Genomic DNA, 16,200 nt, shown 5'->3' with positions numbered 1-16,200 from the left:
CTACCTCGTCGCAGCGTCTGTTATCGCGGCGAGTGCGCCGGGGATCATTGCTGCGTCAGTACCGCCACCCTGTGCCATGTCGTCCTTGCCGCCTCCGCCTCCACCGAGGACGCCAGCGGCGGTCCTGGCGAGCATGCCTGCCTTTGCCCCGGCAGCGCGTGCCTCGGCGTTGGTCGCGACGATGACGATCGGTCGGTCCTTGACGGTCGCGGCGAGAGCGGTGATGCTCGGCACTGACCCGAGCCGCTCGCGCACTGTCGTGACGAGAAGACGCAGGTCGTCCGCGGAGTTCAACACTCCGACGTTCTCAGCGACCAGGGTGTACGTACCGGCGGTGTGCTTCGTGGCGACGAGTGCTGGGACGCGCTCGGTGAGCGCCCGCGCTTCAAACGCCTGAATTTTCTTCTCGGCCTGTTTGAGGTTTGCGACCAGGTCGGCAATGCGCTCCGGGAGTTGCTCGCGTGGCGTCTTGAGCGATGAGGTGAGCTCGTTCACGATGGCACGTTCGGCAGCGAGGTCACGGAACGCCTCGAGGCCGACGAGGGACTCAACACGGCGGTTCGTCGAGCCAACGCTCGATTCACTGACGAGGTTGATCATGCCGATCTCCGCACTGGTCGACACGTGGGTGCCCGCACAGAGTTCGCGGGACCATGGGCCGCCGATGTCGACGACGCGAACGACGTTGCCGTACTTCTCGCCGAACAGGGCCATGGCGCCGAGCGCCTTGGCTTCGTCGAGCGGCAGTTCACGCGTGACGACCTCGAGGTTGTCGCGAATCGCGTTGTTCGAGACTTCCTCGATCTCACTCCGTGTCTCAGCCGAGAGGCCTGCGTTCCAGGAGAAGTCGAGACGCAGATAGCCGGCCTTGTTGTACGAGCCGGACTGGTGAGCGTTCGGGCCGAGGACCTGGCGAAGCGCGGCGTGGATGATGTGGGTACCGGAGTGTGCCTGCCTGGCGCCCCTGCGGTATTCGCGGTCGACAACGCTCGTTGCGCTGTCACCGACGCCGACTTCACCCTTGGCGACCTGCACCTTGTGGCTGATGAGTCCCTTGATCGGCTTCTGAACGTCGAGCACCTCGAGTTCATAGCCGGGGCCGACGATGAGGCCCTGGTCGGCTTCCTGACCGCCGGACTCTGCGTACAGCGAGGTCTCGACGAGGATCACTTCGGCGATGTCGCCCGCCGACGCCTTCGAGACGGACTGGCCGTTCACGATGAGGCCGAGGATCTTCGACTCGGTGGTGAGATCGGTGTACCCGGTGAAGGTCGTCTCGCCGAAAGCCCTGAACGCGCTGTAGACGCTGAGGTCAGCCAACGCTGTCTTCTTGGCCTTGGCATCCGCTTTCGCGAGTGCACGCTGGTTGGCCATGAGGGCATCGAACCCCGTGCGGTCGACGCTCAAGCCGGCTTCCTCAGCGATTTCGAGGGTGAGGTCGATCGGGAAACCGTAGGTGTCGTGCAGGAGGAATGCGGTGTCGCCCGGGAGCTTCTGGGCGTTGTCCTTCCTGGTCTTCTCGACGGCAAGGTCGAGGATCGTCGTTCCGCCGGCCAGAGTGCGCAGGAAGGTCTCTTCCTCGCCGTATGCCGACTGGGAGATGCGGCTGTAGTCGTGCTCCACCTCGGGGTAGGCGGCTTTCATCGCGTCGCGGGACGCGGCGAACAGTTCGGGGAAGGTGGCTGTATCCACACCGAGCAGTCGCATCGAACGGACGGTCCTCCGCATGAGTCGACGCAGGATGTAGCCCCTGCCCTCGTTGGACGGCGTGACACCGTCGCTGAGGAGCATGAGCGACGAGCGAACGTGGTCAGCGATGATCCGCATGCGAACGTCGTCCGTGTGGTCTGCACCGTAGCGGCGCCCTGACAGTTCGGCAGCGCGGTCGAGCACAGGGCGGACCTGGTCGATCTCGTACATGTTCTCGACACCCTGCTTGAGGAAGGCGACGCGCTCGAGGCCCATGCCGGTGTCGATGTTCTTCTTCGGCAGGTCGCCGAGAATCTCGAAGTCGTTCTTGCCGCGGCCCTCGCCACGGAGGTACTGCATGAAGACGAGGTTCCAGATCTCCACATACCGGTCGTCGTCGGTCTCCGGACCACCGTCTCGACCGTAGGAAGGTCCCCGGTCGAAGAAGATCTCGGAGCAGGGACCGGCAGGACCGGGCTGACCCGTCGACCAGTAGTTCGTGTCCATGTCGAGTCGCTGGATGCGGTCGTCGGGAATCCCGGCAATGGACTTCCAGAGACGGATGGCCTCGTCGTCGTCCTTGTAGACCGTGACCCAGAGATCTTTCTCATCGAATCCGTAGCCGCCGGCGTTCTCAGGCGAGGTCAGCAGCTCCCAGGCGTACCCGATCGCGCCTTCCTTGAAGTAGTCGCCGAACGAGAAGTTTCCGTTCATCTGGAAGAACGTCCCGTGGCGAGGCGTCTTACCGACCTCTTCGATGTCGTTGGTCCTGATGCACTTCTGCACGCTGGTCGCGCGCGGGTATGGTGCGGGGACCAGTCCGCTCAGGTACGGCACGAACGGCACCATTCCCGCGACGGTGAACAGCAGGGACGGGTCGTCTGATACCAGCGACGCGGATGGAACTACGGTGTGGCCGCGCTCGGCGAAAAAATCGAGCCAGCGCGAGCGGATGTCAGCGGTCTTCATGGGTCCGTTCGGAGAGAGGTCTCTGCGGGGGGCAGAGGGAGATTTATTTCTGAGAAGAGCCGGCGCCAAGGTCGCCGATTGCGTCCTCGGCGTCCTTCGCTAGTTCGTCGATCTTCTCCCGCAGTTCAGCTTCACGTTCTCTGTACGCGTCGGCGACTGTGTCGCTGAACTCGCGGAGCTTTCCATCGAGGTCCGAGAAGAACTCCTTGCCCTTCTGGGTCTTGTTGATCTCGTGCGCGACGAAAAAACCGGCGGCAATGCCGGTAAGTAGCCAGAAAATATTCTTCACAGGGGCTCCTCCTGGGGTGTGGGACGGATGCTTCCAACCAGAATTTCATCCTACCGGTTATGCCTGACCGGCCGCTTTATGGCTCGGCGACAAGAAAAACGGGGCCGCGGCGTAAGCCGCGACCCCGTCGGTAATGCTGTGTTTAGCGTGCTGCGTAGTACTCAACGACGAGCTGGACTTCACAGGTCACGGGGACCTCTGCACGCTGCGGAGCGCGCACGAGGCGTGCCTGCAGCTTGTCGAGCTCGACCTCGAGGTACGGAGGAAGCTTCGGGAGGACATCAACGTGTCCGCCTGCTGCTGCAACCTGGAAGGGCTCGGTGCCCTCGCTGCGTGCCTTGACGTGGATGAGCTGTCCCGGCTTCACGCGGAAGGAGGGACGGTCAACGATCTGGCCGTCGACGAGGATGTGACGGTGCACAACCATCTGACGAGCCTGAGCGGTGGTGCGGGCGATGGCCGAGCGCACGAGGAGAGCGTCAAGACGCGTCTCGAGGATCTCGACGAGGTTTTCACCCGTCAGGCCCTTGACGCGACGAGCCTCTTCGAAGGCAATCTTCAGCTGCTTCTCGCGGATGCCGTACTGGGCACGCAGACGCTGCTTCTCGCGAAGACGCACAGCGTAGTCGGAGTCGGTCTTGCGCTTGGTGCGGCCGTGCTCGCCCGGAGCGTAAGGACGCTTCTCGAGGTACTTGGCTGCCTTCGGGGTCAGGGCGATGCCCAGTGACCGCGACAGGCGGGTCTTGCTACGGGTACGTGACTTGGTAGACACGGGTTCCTTTCGATGGAATCTCTGACGATGTGATGCCGGCGCGCACGAATGCGAACCGGAAAGTTAGAGGGGTGAGCCGGAACAGTTCGGCTAAAGAACATGTCCGTCAACCCGATTCAGTGCAGCCATACAAATAAATCGGGCCTAGGCCAGCAATAAGCCTAACACGGCACCGGGTCAGCCGCGCCCGCCCCGCACGATGCGCATCAGCTTGGCGAGGCGAGACGACACATCTCGTTCGTTGCCGTGCTGGGTCGGCTGGTAGTACCGCACCCCGCGGAGCTCGTCGGGAAGGTATTGCTGTTCGACCACCCCGATGTCGGCGTCGTGCGGGTACTTGTATCCCTTGCCGTGCCCGAGCCGTTTGGCGCCGGCATAGTGGGCGTCGCGCATCGGCTTGGGCACCCGGCCAAAGTTGCCCGCGCGCACATCAGCGATCGCGCTGTTGATGGCGTTGTACGAGGCGTTCGACTTCGCGGCCGTTGCGAGGTAGACGACCGCTTCGGCGAGAGGAATGCGTCCCTCTGGCATCCCGATGAACTGCACAGCGTCTGCCGCGGCCACGGCAATCACCAGGGCATTGGGATCGGCGAGCCCGATGTCTTCTGAGGCACTCACGATGATTCGGCGGGAGATGAACCGGGGGTCCTCCCCCGCTTCGATCATCCTGGCCAGGTAGTGCAGCGCCGCGTCGACGTCTGATCCGCGGATCGACTTGATGAACGCGCTGATGACGTCGTAGTGCTCGTCGCCGTTCCTGTCGTAGCGCAGCAGTGCACGGTCGACCGCGTTGGCAACGACGTCAGCGGTGATTACCGGGCGTTGCGCCTCAGCGACGGGAGCCCCGCCCGCACCTTCGTCATCGTCATCGTCATCGTCAGCGCTCGAGGCGCGATCGACGGTCCCGTCCTCGTTGTCGGTACCGTCCTCGTTGTCGGTGCCGTCTTCGTTGTGGGTGCCGTCCTCGTTGCGGATACCGGCAGCATCCGTTTCGATCGACAGCGAATCAGCGCTGACGGATGCCGCTTCGAGCGCCGTCAGCGCACGGCGGGCATCGCCGGACGCAAGCCTGATGATGGTGTCGCGGGCGTCGGCGGTGACGTCGAACCGGCCACCGAGTCCGCGCTTGTCTTCGATCGCCCGGTCGAGAACAACACGGAGGTCATCGTCGCTCAGCTGCTCGAGAGTGAGCAGGAGTGAACGGGAGAGCAGGGGCGAGATCACCGAGAACGACGGGTTCTCGGTGGTCGCGGCGACGAGGATCACCCAGCCGTTTTCGACCCCGGGGAGGAGGGCGTCTTGCTGCGCTTTGCTGAAGCGGTGGATCTCGTCGAGAAAGAGCACGGTGGACAGCCCGTAGAGATCGCGACTCGTCATCGCTTCGTCCATGACCTGGCGGACGTCACGAACTCCGGCCGAGACGGCGGAGAGTTCGACGAAACGACGACCAGAACTGTGGGCGATGGACTGGGCGATCGTTGTCTTGCCGGTACCGGGTGGGCCCCAGAGGATCACCGAAACGCTGCCTTTGTCACCGGACTTGCCGTGCGCGAGACTGACGAGCGGCGACCCCGGCTTCAGAAGGTGCCGTTGTCCGGCGACCTCGTCGAGACTCTTGGGTCGCATGCGCACCGCGAGCGGGACACTGCCCGAGTGCAGTGCCGCTGTCGTGTTTGCCATGATGCAAGGCTAGCCGCACCCGCTGACAACTTCCGCTGTCGTCGCTTCACCCTGTCGAGAGTGCCCGTTCGGGGCACGTGGACGGCTGACGTTGCCCGCATTTGGTCAGTGGAAGCCGGTAACCGTAAAGTCATCGAAGACAGCACCCGGGGTGCTGGCCTTGAGAACCGGCGCACGAGCGCCCATCCGATGGAGGATCCACGTGGCACCCAGCAAGACCGAAGAGCGCCTGGCACGCGAGAATCGTGAACGTCTCAAGGCCTATAAAGCCCGTCGGACGCTGCACGAGTACCGCGTCAAGCGCCGGGTGCGCGACAACTGGATCGCCGGCATCGCGCTCGTGGTCGTCGCGGCTGCGGTGACGGCCGGCCAGGTCGTGTACTTCTCCAACGGCCCAGGCGCGCCGAGCGCGACCTCGACACCGGCACCGACTGAAACGGCACCGTCGGAGACCGCCCCGGCCGGTACGAACACCGGAGACGTGCCAGACCCCGGCCTCGCCGAGGGCAGGGTCTGGACCGGATCGATGACCATCAATGGCATTCCGCTCGGCATCGAGGTCGACGGCGCGGCAGCACCGCAGGCGGTCTCGTCGTTCGTCTCGCTCTCGCAGAACGGCTTCTACGACGGCATCAGCTGCCACCGCCTCACAAACGAAGGCCTCTTCGTCCTCCAGTGCGGCGACCCTGAGGGCACGGGATCGGGCGGGCCTGGTTACAGCTACGGACCCGTCGAGAATGCCCCGGCAGACAACGTCTACCCTGCGGGCACGCTCGCGATGGCCCGACAGTCAAACAACGGCTACAGCATGGGTAGCCAGTTCTTCATCGTTTACGAAGACACCACGCTCGGAGCAGACGAGGCTGGCGGGTACACGGTGCTCGGAAAGGTGACCAGTGGACTCGACGAACTCAGGGCGGATGTCGTCGACGCCGGAATCACTGACGGGCTGACCGACGGCACACCAGCCATCCCCGTCACCATCGAGAACGTTACGGTTCAGTAGCCGGTGTCTGTGACCTTCCCCCGCCGGGAGGGGTCAACGTAATAGGCTGGACCAGAGTTTCCGGTCGCGCAGTTGCGCGACAACCAAGCAAGGTGAGGCACGTGTCTAATTCTGAGCAGCAACCATGGGGTCGCGTTGACGAGTCCGGCGCCGTTTTCGTGCGCGAGGGCGACGATAACTGGCGTGAGGTCGGGCAATTCCCCGATGGCACCCCGGAAGAGGCACTTGCCTACTTCACCCGTAAGTTCACGGAGCTGGCCGGCCAGGTGACGCTCCTTGAGCAGCGCGTTAAGCGTGGCGCCCCGGCCGCGGACGTGGCCAAGGCCGTCTCACACCTCGCCTCCAACCTGGAGAACGCGAACGCCGTCGGCGACCTGGCGAGCCTCAAGGCCCGCGTCGCTGCACTCGACTCGACGGTGGGCGAACTCACCGAGCAGCAGAGCGAAGAAGCCCGCGCCGCCGTTGCCGAGGCGATCGCCGTTCGAACGGCCATCGTCGACGAGGCAGAAAAGCTCGCAGCGCAGGACCCGGCCAAGGCGCAGTGGAAGCAGACCACTGAGCAGATCACCGCCCTCTTCGGCCAGTGGCAGACACACCAGCAGGAGGGCCCGAAGCTGCCGAAGGGCGAGGCGAACGAACTCTGGAAGCGATTCCGAACCGCCAAGTCGACGATCGAGCAGAACCGCAGGGCGTTCTTCGCCGAACTTGACTCGGTGCACCGCGACGCGAAGTCCCGCAAGCAGGAACTCATCGACCAGGCTGAGGCTCTGATCCCCAAGGGTGCAGACGGCATCCCCGGATACCGAGCGCTGCTCGAGGAGTGGAAGAAGTCAGGCCGCGCAGGAAAGCGTCACGACGACGCGCTCTGGGCTCGGTTCAAGGCTGCCGGTGACGCGATCTACGCCGCGAAGTCCGAGGTCGACGCCATCGACAACGCCCAGTTCTCGGAGAACCTTGAGGCCAAGCTCGCCCTCCTTGAGGAGGCTGAGCCGCTGCTCGCCGAGACCGACCGGGACAAGCTTCGGTCCGCGCTCGCCTCGATCCAGCGACGCTGGGACGAGATCGGAAAGGTCCCCCGCGATCAGGTTCGCACGGTGGAGGACCGGCTTCGCAAGGTGGAGAACCACCTCAAGAAGCTCGACGAGGACCACTGGACGAAGAACAACCCGGAGACCAAGGCCCGCACCGAAGGACTCGCCGGTCAGCTCAACGCAGCGATCGCCAAACTCGAAGCCGAGCTCGACGAGGCGAAGGCCACCGGAGACAAAGCCAAGATCGAGGCTGCGACAGAGGCACTCGAAGCGCGCAAGGTGTGGCTCAACGCACTGTCCTGACCACGCGTCGTCCACAGCCAAACGGCGGGAGCGAATTCTTCACAGATTTGCTCCCGCCGTTTCTCGTCGGTCAGAGCGGTTCACCCTTGGACCATGCCTCGGTTTCTGCCCTCGGTCCTCAGCACCGGGTTCCTTCCCGTTGCCGAGCTTTACGCTGCAGCGCGCGATGGCGACCTGATGAAGTTCGACGACGTTTTCATCTGCGTCGACGAGCCCGATCGCCGAGAGTTGCGTGCGAGCACGCTCGCGAGTGAGCTGCCACGGCTTCCTGCGGCCAGGCACCTCGTGGCAATGGGCTGGAGCGCGGCCTGGGTATACGGCGCCATCGACGACCCGCCGTGGCAGCACGAGGTGTGCGTTCGGGCAGACGAGCGCGCAACGCTCCGGCTTCCGCCCCGGTTCCATCAACGGGAGCTGCGCCTCTCGGACTCCGACGAGACGCGGATAGCGGGGCTGAGGGTGACAACGCCCGCGCGCACCGCTCGCGATCTGGAACGGAAACGCCCCTGCTCCCCGGAATCCGTTGCGGCCATCGCCAGGCTCGAGTTGCTCACCGGAGCGGCAGTCCGCGCGGATCAGCCGCCGTTGACGCGGTAGACGTCGTAAACCGCGTCGATGCGCCTCACCGCGTTGAGGACACGCTCCAGGTGGGTGGTATCCCCCATTTCAAAGACAAAGCGAGAGATGGCCAGACGGTTGTTCGATGTCGATACGGTGGCGGAGAGGATGTTGACGTGGTGCTCACTGAGTACTCGCGTGACATCGCTCAGCAGGCCGGCGCGATCAAGAGCCTCGACCTGAATGTGGACGAGGAACAGGCTCTTGGAGCTCGGTGCCCACTCGACGTCGATCATGCGCTCAGGCTCCTTGAGCAGCTCCTGAACGTTGTGGCAGTCGCTCCTGTGTACAGAAACGCCCGAACCGCGGGTCACGAAACCGACGATATCGTCGCCGGGAACGGGCGTGCAGCACTTCGAGAGCTTCACGAGAATGTCGGGCGCACCCCGAACCAAAACTCCGGAGTCGCTGTGCGTCATCGTGCGGGTGCGACCGCGAACCGGGAAGTCGATCGTGGCCTGCTCAGCCTCGGTGTCTCCCTGAAGGAGGGCAGCGACCTTTTCGAGCACGGACTGGGTCGAGACGTGCCCCTCACCGACCGCGGCGTACAGCGCGGAGACGTCCTCGTACCGCATCTGGGCCGACACCTCGGCGAAGGTGTCCTGGCTCATCAGTTTCTGCAGCGGCAGGTTCTGTTTGCGCATCGCGCGTGCGATGGCATCCTTACCCTGCTCAATGGCTTCGTCGCGACGTTCCTTGGTGAACCACTGACGGATCTTGTTGCGCGCCCGCGTGCTCTTGACGAAGCTCAGCCAGTCCTGGCTGGGACCTGAGTCCGGGTTCTTCGACGTGAAGACCTCGACAACATCGCCGCTGTTGAGCTCTGATTCGAGCGGAACGAGCCTGCCGTTGACCTTCGCACCCATCGTGCGGTGGCCGATCTCGGTGTGCACGGCGTAAGCGAAGTCAACCGGTGTCGCCCCGGCGGGAAGGCCGATGACGCGACCCTTCGGTGTGAAGACGTAGACCTCTTTGGCGCCGATCTCGAACCGGAGCGAGTCGAGGAACTCGCCTGGGTCACTGGTCTCCGCCTGCCAGTCGGAGATGTGCGCGAGCCACACCATGTCGTTCTCTGTCGTCTTCGACGCACCCTTGCCGCCGTTGACGTTCTCTTTGTACTTCCAGTGCGCTGCGACACCGTACTCGGCGTGCTGGTGCATTTCGTGCGTTCGGATCTGGATCTCGACGCTCTTGCCCTGCGGGCCGATCACTGTCGTGTGCAGTGACTGGTAGAGGTTGTACTTCGGGGTCGCTATGTAGTCCTTGAACCGCCCGGGGATCGGAGTCCACCGCGCGTGGATCGCGCCGAGCACCGCATAACAGTCGCGAACCGAATTGACGAGAACCCTGATGCCGACGAGGTCGTAGATCTCGTCGAAGTCACGACCGCGCACGATCATCTTCTGGTAGATCGAGTAGTACTGCTTGGGCCTGCCGACGACCTTGCCACGGATCTTCGCGGCCTTGAGGTCCTCGTTGACCGAGTCGATGACCGTCTGGACGAGTTCTTCCCGCTGCGGGGTACGCTGCCTGACCAGGCTTTCGATCTCGGCGTACAGCTTGGGGTACAGCACGGCGAACGAGAGGTCTTCCAGTTCCCATTTGATGGTCTGGATTCCGAGCCTGTGTGCGAGCGGAGCGTAGATCTCGAGCGTCTCCGTCGCCTTCTTGGCGGCCTTCTCGGCGGGAACGAAGCCCCAGGTACGCGCATTGTGCAGGCGGTCGGCGAGCTTGATCACGAGAACGCGGATGTCCTTGGACATCGCAACGATCATCTTGCGGACGGTCTCCGCCTGGGCGCTCTCGCCGTACTTGACCTTGTCCAGCTTGGTGACGCCGTCGACGAGCATGGCGACTTCGTCGCCGAATTCTGCGCGAAGCTCGTCGAGGCCGTAGTCGGTATCCTCGACCGTGTCGTGCAGGAGAGCCGCTGCGAGGGTCTTCGGTCCGATCCCCAGGTCGGCGAGAATCTGGGCGACCGCGACAGGATGGGTGATGTATGGCTCACCGCTCTGGCGCTTCTGCCCGCGGTGGGCGCGCTCCGCGACGGTATAGGCCCGCTCGATGACCGTGATGTCGGCCTTGGGGTGGTGCAGCCGTGCCGTGCGCACAAGACGATCGACAGCGCCGGCTGGCTGCGCCTTCGAAAAGATCCGAGGGACGAGCCGTCGGAGGGACGCGCTTGACGACTGGGTCTCTGTCATGGCGTCACCTCCGAACCTCTATTATCCCGTACCGCGGCGGTCTAGCGCGCCGCAGCGACAGCGGGCTCGGCGACCGCGCGTGAGCGACCGGCGAGCACTCGGGTGTCGCGCTTTTTGATCTCCGGCTCATTCTGCCTGAACAGCGCATACAGCGGCGCCGCGACGAAGATCGTGGAGTACGTGGCCACGAGGATGCCGACGAAGAGCGACAGGGAGATGTCGCGCAGCGTTTCAGCACCGAGGAGGAAGTCACCGATGAGGAGGATTGACGCAACCGGAAGCGCCGCGACGACCGAGGTGTTGATCGACCGAACGAGCGTCTGGTTGACCGCGAGGTTCACCGATTCAGCGAACGTCCGTGGTGCATTCTCGCCGTCCTCCGTGGTGTTCTCCCGAATCTTGTCGAAGACCACGACAGTGTCATAGAGCGAGTACCCGAGGATCGTGAGGAAGCCGATCACGGCGGCCGGGCTGATCTCGAAGCCACTGAGCGCGTACACACCGAGGGTGATGACGAGAACATCGAGGAGCGCGATCATCGCGGCCGCGGACATCTTCCAGGTGCGGAAGTACAGCGCCATGGTGATGAACGCCAGCGCGAGGAAGATGACGAGTCCCGTGATCGCCTGTCGTGTGACGTCCTGTCCCCACGACGCACCGATGAAGGATGTCGTGACTTCAGACTCGGGGACGTCGAACGCCTTCGCGAGTGCGGTCGTGACGTCGTTTGTGTCCGCCGACGTCAGCTGGTTCGTCTGCACACGAATGGCAGAGTCACCGACCGTTGTGACCTTCGACGCGGCGTCAGGAACGACGCTCTCGACGGCATCCGTCGCCTTGTTCTGATCTGTGCTCTCAACCGAGTTGATGGTGAACTGCGATCCACCGGTGAACTCGATGCTGAGGTTGAAGCCGCCCTTGACGATCGGGACGAGTATCGACGCGAGGACGAGCACAATCGCGACGCTGAACCATACCTTGCGGTTACCGACGAAGTTGAACGAACGCTTCCCTGTGAACAGGTCGTTACCGAATGTGGTGAGGCTGGGCATTAGGAATTCTTCTCCTCAGACTTCTTGCCGGCGCCCGCGGCGACGAGCTCAGCCTGCTTGCGTTCTGCGATTGTTTGCCGTTTCGCTGCCTCACGGCTGGACTTCGTTGACTTGCCTGCGACGCCGGGCTGCGGCGCACGGAACTGTGCCCTGCCCCGGTACACAGCGCCGAGGGCGTTCGGATCGAGTCCGGAGAGCGGGTGACCGCTCGAGAAGAACCGCGTCTGCGCCAGGACCTGCAGGGCCGGGTGTGTGAACAGCAGAACGACGAGGACGTCGATGATCGTCGTGATCCCGAGGGTGAACGCGAATCCCTTCACGTTTCCGACGGCAACCGCGTACAACACAACGGCGGCGAGGAGGTTGACACCCTTCGATGCGTAGATGGTGCGCTTGGCGCGCTTCCATCCCGCCTCGACAGCGGACTCGAGCCCTCGTCCGTCGCGAAGCTCATCCCGGATTCTCTCGAAGTAGACGATAAAAGAGTCCGCGGTGAATCCGATGGCCACGATGAGTCCGGCGACACCGGCGAGTGAGAGCCGGTAACCGTTGCGCCAGGACAGGATCGCGATCACAAGGTAGGTGAGGACACCGGCGACGACGAGAGAGGCGATCGTCACGAAGCCGAGCAGCCGGTACTGGAAGAGCGTGTAGATGGCGACCAGGACGAGGCCGATGAGCCCGGCGATGATGCCGATCTGCAACTGAGCGGCACCCAGAGTGGCCGAGATGGCCTCTGAACTCAACACGGTGAAGCTGATGGGAAGAGCGCCGTACTTCAGCTGGTCTGCGAGCGACTTCGACGACTCCTGGGTGAAGTTACCCGAGATCTCCGCGTTGCCGTCGGTGATGACGCTGTTGGTCTGCGGCGCCGAGATGACCTGGTTGTCGAGCACGATGGCGAACTGGTTCTGGGGGCTCTGCAGGGCGGTGAGCCGCTGCGTCACGTCCGCGAACTGCTCGGTGCCTTTGCCGTCGAACTCCAGGTTGACGACCCACTGGCCGGTGGTTGCACCGGTCTGGGTGGTCTGCATGCCGTTCGTGGCGTCTTCGATCGTCGATCCCTCGACCTCGACGGGGCCGAGGATGTACTTGACGCTGCCGTCGACCTCACACGCGATGATGGGCTTGTCAGCCGGCTGTACAACCCCGGCTTCGACGGGTTGCGCGCAGTCGAAGGCCTGGAACTCGGCCTGCAGCTTTTCGGTGATCTGCGCGAGATCGCTCGCGTTGGTCGGCTCCGTCGCCGGAGTGTCGGGAAGCGCTGGATCGGGCGTTGGGTACGGCGTCTCAACGCCGTCTTCGCCGACGAAAGTGTTTGTGGGGCCGCTTGCGACGAGGACCGGGCGGAACTCGAGCTTCGCCGATGCCTCGATCCGGTTGCGGGTCTCTTCGTCTGCTTCACCGGGGATGGAAACGACGACGTTGTTTCCCTCGGTGTTGATCTCAGCCTCGGAGACACCAGACGCGTCGACGCGCTGCCTGATGATCGAGACGGCCTGGTTGAGCTGCTCCGCGGAGACCGACTCTCCCTCCTCGACGTTGGGCTGCAGAATGATCTGCGTTCCACCTTCGAGGTCAAGCGCGAGCTTGGGTCCCCAGGAGGCGTTACCCCAGACGACACTTCCGGCGAGGATGCCGAAGAGTGCAAGGGTGATAACGCCAAGCCAGATCAGTGAGCGACTCGCTCTACGGATGGGCGTCGACTTCGACTGTGCCAACTACGTACTCAGCTTTCTCTGGCCGTCTCGCACCGCCACTGATGGCGGCACGAGACGCTTCTGGTTTACCTGTGCGGTGACTACCTGCTCAGTGAGACTACTGGTCAGCCTTCTTATCACGTGAATCGGTGACGTCTGTGGACGCATCGAATTCCGTGCGCTGGCCGATTTCAGTGTCGACGGACGGCGCGACCGCTGCGTCTTCTGTCTCTGCGACAAGAGTGTCATCTGCGACAACCGGCTCGTCTTCGACAACCTTCGCGATGGCCTGACGGTGAACCGTGAGGACGGTTCCCGGGGTGGATTCGAGGAGCACCTTGTTGGTGTCTTCATCCATTTCGAGGATGGTCCCGAAGAGCCCGAACGTGGTCATGACTTCGGCACCCGGCACAACCTTCGAGAGCAATGCTTCCTGGTCCTGCTTGCGCTTCTGTCCGTTGCGGAACATGAAGAAGATGAGGACGGCCAGGATGACCAGCATTCCGATGGTTAATGGATCCATAAGAGGTAAAGACCTTTCGCAGCATCACGGCCGCATGGGAGGGAAAAATGGCCGACAGGCCAGCTTGAATTATAGAACACCGGGCAGTAAAGAACCCTGAGGATGCTGAATCCCGAAGTGTTCGAAGGCCTGCTGGGTGGCGACGCGGCCGCGCGGGGTGCGCGTGATGAGGCCGATCCGCACGAGGAACGGCTCAACGACGCTTTCGATGGTCTCCGCCTCTTCGCCGACGGACACGGCGAGGGTGTTGAGTCCGACCGGACCCCCGCCGAAGCGGGTGAGCATAATCTCCATGACAGCGCGGTCGAGGCGGTCGAGGCCGAGTTCGTCGACGTCGTAGAGGGCGAGGGCGGCCCTCACCGCAGAGAGGTCGGCGTCACCCCCGTGCACCAGGACGTAGTCGCGCACCCGGCGAAGCAGTCGGTTCGCGATACGCGGGGTGCCCCTGCACCGCCCGGCGATCTCGGCGAGCCCCCTGCGGTCGATGCTGAAGTTGAGCATGTCCGCGGCACGGAACAGGACCTGCTCGAGCTCCGGCTCGTCATAGAACTCGAGGTGGGCCGTGAAACCGAACCTGTCACGGAGAGGATTCGGCAGCATCCCTGACCGTGTGGTGGCGCCGACGAGCGTGAACGGGGCCAGATCGAGCGGCACGCTGGTCGCCCCGGCACCCTTGCCAACCATGATGTCGATCCGGAAATCTTCCATCGCGAGGTACAGCATCTCCTCGGCCGACCGCGCCATGCGGTGGATCTCATCGATGAACAAGACCTCACCGGGCACGAGGCTCGAGAGCACAGCGGCCAGGTCGCCGGCATGCTGGATCGCCGGGCCGCTCGACATCCGGAGCGGCTTGTTGCTCTCGTGCGCGACAATCATGGCGAGTGTTGTCTTACCGAGGCCTGGCGGGCCGGCCAGGAGGATGTGGTCGGCGGTGCGCCCCTGAATCGCTGCCGCCTGGAGCAGGAGCTGCAGTTGGCCGCGGACCTTCGTCTGGCCGACAAACTCGTCGAGGCTCTTCGGACGCAACGCGCCCTCGAAGACGAGCTCCGCCTCGGAGATCGGCTCTGGAGTTGTGATGTCGAGGTCGCTCACGGGCGGGCCCCTGACGGCCGTGCTGACGTGCTGTGCTGGGCAGGGCCGAGCTGCGCCAGTGCGAGTCGGAGGATCGTCTGCACCGGGGCGGATGCGACATCCGGGTTCGCGCTGAGCACGTCACTGACCACCTGTGCGGCGGTGCGTTCGTTCCAACCGAGCCCGACGAGGGCGACGACGACACTGTCTCCCGCCGCGGGAACAGCCACCGGTGCCTCCGGCGGCGTTGTCACGATGAGCTTGCCGGTGAGGGAGAGAACGATGAGCTTGGCGGTCTTGGGGCCGATGCCGGAAACCTTGCGGAACGCGGCGTCATCTTCGGCGGCAACGGCCGCGGCGATCTGTCCTGGCCCGAGGGCAGACAGCACGCCGAGCGCGGACTTGGGCCCAACCCCGGTGACGCCGGTAAGCAGCTCAAAGACGTGGAGCTGCTCAGTGGTCTCAAAGCCGAACAGCGACAGCGAGTCCTCACGGACGATGAGGCTCGTGTGGATCAGTGTCTGGTCGCCGGCGCGTAGAGCGAGCGAGTGCTCGGGCGTAACCTGCACGGCATAGCCGATGCCCCCGACGTCGATGATGACGCTGCTGCCGACGGCAGACAGCACGGTTCCGCGCAGACTTGAGATCACGCGACAAGCCTACGGTGGGCGTCGGACACAGCGGGCACCGCCACGCGCCTCGCTGGTTTACGCGCGACCCCTGGCTGTCTTCTCTGCCCGTGCCCACGCCGCCTGGGCTGGCGTGAGAGCGGCGGCGCCTGACGCGCCTGCCGCGGTCGACGGAGCGCGCAGGCCGCCGCGCCAGGCGTGGCAAATCGCCAGGGCAAGCGCGTCGGCGGCATCAGCGGGCTGGGGCGGCTCAGCGAGGCTCAGAACACGGGCAACCATCGTCTGTACCTGCTTCTTGTCCGCGCTACCGTACCCGGTGATCGCGGCCTTCACCTCTGACGGCGTGTGCAGCCCAACCTGAAGCCCGCGTCGTGCCGCGGCGTGCAGCGCCAGGCCGGATACCTGCGCCGTCCCCATCACGGTGCGCAGGTTGTGCTGCGCGAAGACCCGCTCGACAGCGACTGCGTTCGGCGCGAACTCGTCGAGCGCGGCGTCGATCCCCCGCCCGATCACGAGCAGTCGCTGGTCGATTTCGGCCAGGATATCGCTGCGCACCACGGAGTAGTGCACGAGCACAGCCTTACGGTTTGGCTCGACATCGACCACACCGATTCCGCAGCGGGTGAGGCCGGGATCGATGCCGAGCACCCGAAGGGTCATC

Annotated in this window: 14 protein-coding genes; 3 read left to right on the top strand and 11 right to left on the bottom strand. The window is 64.0% G+C overall.

The annotated features are described in order from the left end of the window. From alaS to AC1C2M_RS04470, 4 genes are all read right to left on the bottom strand, one after another. Window positions 1-2,658, bottom strand: a complete 2,658-nt coding sequence (alaS, locus tag AC1C2M_RS04485; protein ID WP_495435393.1) for an alanine--tRNA ligase — start codon at window positions 2,656-2,658, stop codon at window positions 1-3. Between the two features lie 43 nt (window positions 2,659-2,701). Beyond that, window positions 2,702-2,947 (bottom strand): hypothetical protein, encoded by a 246-nt coding sequence (locus AC1C2M_RS04480; protein ID WP_108391048.1) that lies wholly within the window; start codon window positions 2,945-2,947, stop codon window positions 2,702-2,704. Window positions 2,948-3,089: 142 nt separating this feature from the next. Next, entirely contained in the window at window positions 3,090-3,719 is a 630-nt protein-coding gene (gene rpsD / locus AC1C2M_RS04475) for a 30S ribosomal protein S4 (RefSeq protein ID WP_108391049.1), read from the bottom strand. Window positions 3,720-3,896: 177 nt separating this feature from the next. After that, window positions 3,897-5,399 (bottom strand): replication-associated recombination protein A, encoded by a 1,503-nt coding sequence (locus tag AC1C2M_RS04470; RefSeq protein ID WP_495435392.1) that lies wholly within the window; start codon window positions 5,397-5,399, stop codon window positions 3,897-3,899. 202 nt (window positions 5,400-5,601) lie between these two features. Here AC1C2M_RS04470 and AC1C2M_RS04465 point away from each other — a divergent pair, with 202 nt between their 5' ends. From AC1C2M_RS04465 to AC1C2M_RS04455, 3 genes are all read left to right on the top strand, one after another. Next, complete coding sequence (locus AC1C2M_RS04465) at window positions 5,602-6,405, top strand: peptidylprolyl isomerase (protein WP_483404184.1); 804 nt, start codon at window positions 5,602-5,604, stop codon at window positions 6,403-6,405. Window positions 6,406-6,506: 101 nt separating this feature from the next. Beyond that, the gene (locus AC1C2M_RS04460) at window positions 6,507-7,739 is read left to right on the top strand and encodes a DUF349 domain-containing protein (RefSeq protein ID WP_483404185.1); all 1,233 of its coding nucleotides are present in this window, start codon (window positions 6,507-6,509) and stop codon (window positions 7,737-7,739) included. A gap of 93 nt (window positions 7,740-7,832) precedes the next feature. After that, the gene (locus AC1C2M_RS04455; protein ID WP_495435391.1) at window positions 7,833-8,336 is read left to right on the top strand and encodes a type IV toxin-antitoxin system AbiEi family antitoxin; all 504 of its coding nucleotides are present in this window, start codon (window positions 7,833-7,835) and stop codon (window positions 8,334-8,336) included. On the opposite strand, the gene AC1C2M_RS04450 is transcribed toward AC1C2M_RS04455, so the two are convergent. The 7 genes from AC1C2M_RS04450 to ruvC form a co-directional block, all read right to left on the bottom strand. Beyond that, window positions 8,315-10,561, bottom strand: coding sequence for a RelA/SpoT family protein (locus tag AC1C2M_RS04450; RefSeq protein WP_483404187.1), 2,247 nt, complete (start codon window positions 10,559-10,561; stop codon window positions 8,315-8,317). The genes AC1C2M_RS04455 and AC1C2M_RS04450 overlap by 22 nt on opposite strands. Window positions 10,562-10,602: 41 nt before the next feature. After that, entirely contained in the window at window positions 10,603-11,613 is a 1,011-nt protein-coding gene (gene secF, locus AC1C2M_RS04445) for a protein translocase subunit SecF (protein WP_495434005.1), read from the bottom strand. Then, window positions 11,613-13,334, bottom strand: a complete 1,722-nt coding sequence (gene secD / locus AC1C2M_RS04440) for a protein translocase subunit SecD (RefSeq protein ID WP_495435390.1) — start codon at window positions 13,332-13,334, stop codon at window positions 11,613-11,615. Before secD ends, secF begins: the two co-directional genes overlap by 1 nt. A 97-nt stretch (window positions 13,335-13,431) precedes the next feature. After that, window positions 13,432-13,836: a preprotein translocase subunit YajC gene (yajC, locus tag AC1C2M_RS04435; RefSeq protein ID WP_483404190.1), complete on the bottom strand. Its 405-nt coding sequence runs from the start codon at window positions 13,834-13,836 to the stop codon at window positions 13,432-13,434. 69 nt (window positions 13,837-13,905) lie between these two features. After that, complete coding sequence (gene ruvB / locus AC1C2M_RS04430; RefSeq protein ID WP_495435389.1) at window positions 13,906-14,931, bottom strand: Holliday junction branch migration DNA helicase RuvB; 1,026 nt, start codon at window positions 14,929-14,931, stop codon at window positions 13,906-13,908. Next, window positions 14,928-15,560 carry a Holliday junction branch migration protein RuvA gene (gene ruvA, locus AC1C2M_RS04425; RefSeq protein WP_495435388.1) on the bottom strand — a complete coding sequence of 211 codons (633 nt, stop codon included), beginning with the start codon at window positions 15,558-15,560 and terminating at the stop codon, window positions 14,928-14,930. The genes ruvB and ruvA overlap by 4 nt, the downstream gene beginning before the upstream one ends. 57 nt (window positions 15,561-15,617) lie before the next feature. Then, complete coding sequence (gene ruvC / locus AC1C2M_RS04420) at window positions 15,618-16,199, bottom strand: crossover junction endodeoxyribonuclease RuvC (RefSeq protein ID WP_483404193.1); 582 nt, start codon at window positions 16,197-16,199, stop codon at window positions 15,618-15,620. Window position 16,200 lies beyond the last annotated feature (1 nt).

The organism is Mycetocola sp. Y444, assembly GCF_059445295.1.
This window is presented reverse-complemented; position numbering and strand designations above follow the sequence as displayed.